Annotated in this window: 4 protein-coding genes; 3 read left to right on the top strand and 1 reads right to left on the bottom strand. The window is 68.2% G+C overall.

All coding sequences use genetic code 11. From position 1 onward, the window contains the following. Both AC1DYI_RS31020 and AC1DYI_RS31015 read left to right on the top strand, forming a co-directional pair. The coding region (locus tag AC1DYI_RS31020) for a dihydroorotase (RefSeq protein ID WP_477207961.1) at positions 1-1,252 on the top strand (1,252 nt) is incomplete at its 5' end. Continuing rightward, positions 1,249-1,992 carry a lysophospholipid acyltransferase family protein gene (locus AC1DYI_RS31015; protein WP_477207960.1) on the top strand — a complete coding sequence of 248 codons (744 nt, stop codon included), beginning with the start codon at positions 1,249-1,251 and terminating at the stop codon, positions 1,990-1,992. The genes AC1DYI_RS31020 and AC1DYI_RS31015, both read left to right, overlap by 4 nt. On the opposite strand, the gene gpmA is transcribed toward AC1DYI_RS31015, so the two are convergent. After that, the gene (gpmA, locus tag AC1DYI_RS31010; RefSeq protein WP_477207959.1) at positions 1,989-2,735 is read right to left on the bottom strand and encodes a 2,3-diphosphoglycerate-dependent phosphoglycerate mutase; all 747 of its coding nucleotides are present in this window, start codon (positions 2,733-2,735) and stop codon (positions 1,989-1,991) included. The genes AC1DYI_RS31015 and gpmA overlap by 4 nt on opposite strands. 91 nt (positions 2,736-2,826) lie before the next feature. Between gpmA and AC1DYI_RS31005 the strand changes: the two genes are divergently transcribed. Next, the coding region (locus tag AC1DYI_RS31005; RefSeq protein ID WP_477207962.1) for a rhodanese-like domain-containing protein at positions 2,827-3,024 on the top strand (198 nt) is incomplete at its 3' end.

The following is a 3,024-nucleotide window of genomic DNA, read 5'->3' as shown; positions in this document are numbered from 1 at the left end:
CGTGGCGGTGGCTGCCGGGCGCATCGTGGCGATCGGCAAGGTGCCGGCCGAATTCGAGTCGGTGCGGACTATCGACGCCACCGGTTGCATCGTCGCGCCGGGGCTGGTGGACTTGGCCGCGCGCCTGCGCGAGCCCGGCCACGAGCATGAAGGCATGCTCGAAAGCGAGCTGAATGCAGCGGCCGCTGGTGGTGTGACCAGCCTGGTCTGCCCGCCCGACACCGACCCGGCGCTCGATGAGCCGGGCCTGGTCGACATGCTGAAGTTCCGCGCCCGCAAGCTCAGCCTGTGCCGCCTGTTCCCGTTGGGCGCGCTGACGCGTGGCCTGAACGGCGAGGTGCTGACCGAGATGGCCGAGCTGACCGAGAGCGGCTGCGTCGGCTTCTCGCAGGCCGAGGTGCCGATCCAGGACACGCTGGTGCTGTGGCGCGCGCTGCAGTACGCGGCGACCTACGGCTACACCGTCTGGCTGCGGCCACAAGACGGCTTCCTCGGCAAGGGCGTCGCGGCCAGTGGCGCCGTCGCCACGCGGCTGGGCCTGTCGGGCGTGCCGGTGGCGGCCGAGACGATCGCGCTGCACACGATCTTCGAACTGATGCGCGCCACCGGCGCGCGGGTGCACCTGTGTCGCCTGTCGAGTGCGGCCGGCGTCGCGCTGCTGCGCGCGGCCAAGGCCGAAGGGCTGAAAGTCACCGCCGACGTCAGCATCAACTCGCTGCATCTGACCGACGTCGACATCGGCTTCTTCAACTCGTCGATGCGTCTGTCGCCGCCGCTGCGCCAGACGGCCGACCGCGACGCGCTGCGCGCCGCGCTGGCCGACGGCACGATCGACGCGCTGGTGTCCGACCACACACCGGTCGACGCTGATGCGAAGACCCTGCCGTTCGGCGAGGCTGAACCCGGCGCAACCGGACTGGAGCTGTTGCTGAGCCTGGCGCTGAAGTGGGGCGCCGATGCCAAGCTTGACCTGTCGGACTCGCTGTCCCGCGTGACCAGCCGGCCGGTCGCGGTGCTGGGCGACGCGCTGGGCTCGTTGAGCAGCAGTGCCGGCCGCTTGGTCGAAGGCGGCGTGGCCGATGTTTGCGTGTTTGATCCCACGGCGACCTGGGCGGTCAAGCCGGCCGAGTTGCAGAGCCAGGGCAAGCACACGCCGTTCGATTTCGCTTCGACCGGCATGGCCCTGCCAGGCCGGGTGCGCGCCACGATGGTGGCGGGCACGGTGGCTTATCAGGCCCACGGCGCCCAGTGATCCGCGCTGGCGTCGGCCTCTGGCGCCTCGTGCGGGGCATCGTGCATCTGCTGCACGGCATGGCCATCGTCGCGCTGCGTTTCTCGTCACTCGATGCTGATGCGCGTGCTCGCAAAGTGCAGTGGTGGAGTGCGAAGGCTCTGCGCCTGTTCGGCATCACGCTGCAGATCGAGGGCAAGCCGCGTCCGGGTGCAGCGCTGCTGGTGTCCAACCATGTCTCCTGGCTCGACATCGCGGTGATCCACGCGGCTTGTCCGCATGCGCGCTTCGTCTCCAAGGCCGATGTGCTGCGCTGGCCGTTGCTGGGTTGGCTGATCCGATCGGTCGGCACGCTGTTCATCGAGCGTGAGCGCAAGCGTGATGCGCTGCGGGTCGTGCACGAGGTGGCGGCAGCGTTGGGCCGTGGTGAAACGGTGGCTGTGTTCCCCGAAGGCACCACGGGTGCCGGCGAAACGGTGCTGCCGTTCCATGCCAACCTGCTGCAGGCGGCGATCGGTGGCCATGTGCCCGTGCAGGCGGTGGCGCTGCGCTACCACGAGCCCGGCGAGCGCTTCAGCACCTCGGCCTGCTACATCAACCAGATGACGCTGGTGCACAGCATCTGGCGCGTTGTCTGTGCCCAGGGCCTGGGCGTTCGCGTGCGCTTTCTGCTCAGCGAAGGCAGCACCCATGCCGACCGCCGCGCGCTCGCCGCGCACTTGCGCGACGAGATCCAGCAGGCCTTGGCAGCAGACGCTTAGGCTTTCTTGCCCTGCGCGGCGACAGCCGCGGCTGCCTTGGCCACGGCGTCGGCATCGCCCAGGTAGTAGCTCTTGATCGGCTTCAGGTTGGCATCGAGCTCATAGACGAGCGGGATGCCATTTGGGATGTTCAGCCCGACGATGTCAGCGTCGCTGATGCCGTCCAGGTACTTGACCAGCGCGCGGATCGAGTTGCCGTGGGCGGCGATCACCAGGCGCTGGCCCGAGCGGATAGCGGGTGCCAGTACCTCGTCCCAGCAAGGCAACACACGCGCGACGGTGTCCTTCAGGCATTCGGTCAGCGGCACTTGTTCGGGCTGCAGCTTGGCGTAGCGCACATCCTGGCGCTGGCCACGCGGGTCGTCGGCGCCCAGCGGCGGCGGCGGCGTGTCGTAGCTGCGGCGCCAGATCAGCACCTGCTCGTCGCCGTACTGCTTGGCCATGTCGCCCTTGTTCAGGCCCTGCAGACCACCGTAGTGGCGCTCGTTCAGGCGCCAGTCGTTGACGACGGGCAGCCAGGTGCGGTCCATCGTGTCCAGGCAGTGCCACAGCGTCCAGATGGCTCGCTTGAGCACCGAGGTGTAGGCGACGTCGAATTCGTAGCCTTCGGCTTTCAGCAGCGCACCGGCTGCGCGGGCCTGGGCCACGCCGGTGTCGGTCAGGTCGACGTCGGTCCAGCCGGTGAAACGGTTCTCCAGATTCCAGGTCGATTCGCCGTGGCGGATCAGCACGAGCTTGTACATGGGTCTACGGCCTGAGCCGCCAAGGGTTGCTGCAACGCGGCAAATTCTATAATTCCGCCCCTTTGCAACCTGATCTGGTCGTGCCGCCGTGCTGAGCTTTCTGATCGAGAACTGGATTCCGGCTGTGATGGCCCTGGTGTCGGGTGCGTTGCTGCTGTGGCCAGTGCTGCAACGCGGCGGCCAAGGCGGCGCGATTTCCGCCAACGAGGCGGTGCGTCTGATCAACCGCGAGAAGGCGGTGGTGATCGATGTCTGCGAGCCGGCCGAATACGCCGCCGGGCATGTCGCC

This window comes from Ideonella sp. P3_A4 (genome assembly GCF_056403075.1).
Note: the sequence above shows the minus strand (reverse complement) of the source record. Positions and strands in the feature narration are given on the sequence as shown.

Coding starts and splice junctions, on each gene's coding strand:
- gpmA (WP_477207959.1), bottom strand. CDS start 2,735: ATGTACAAGCTCGTGCTGATCCGCCACGGCGAATCGACCTGGAATCTG.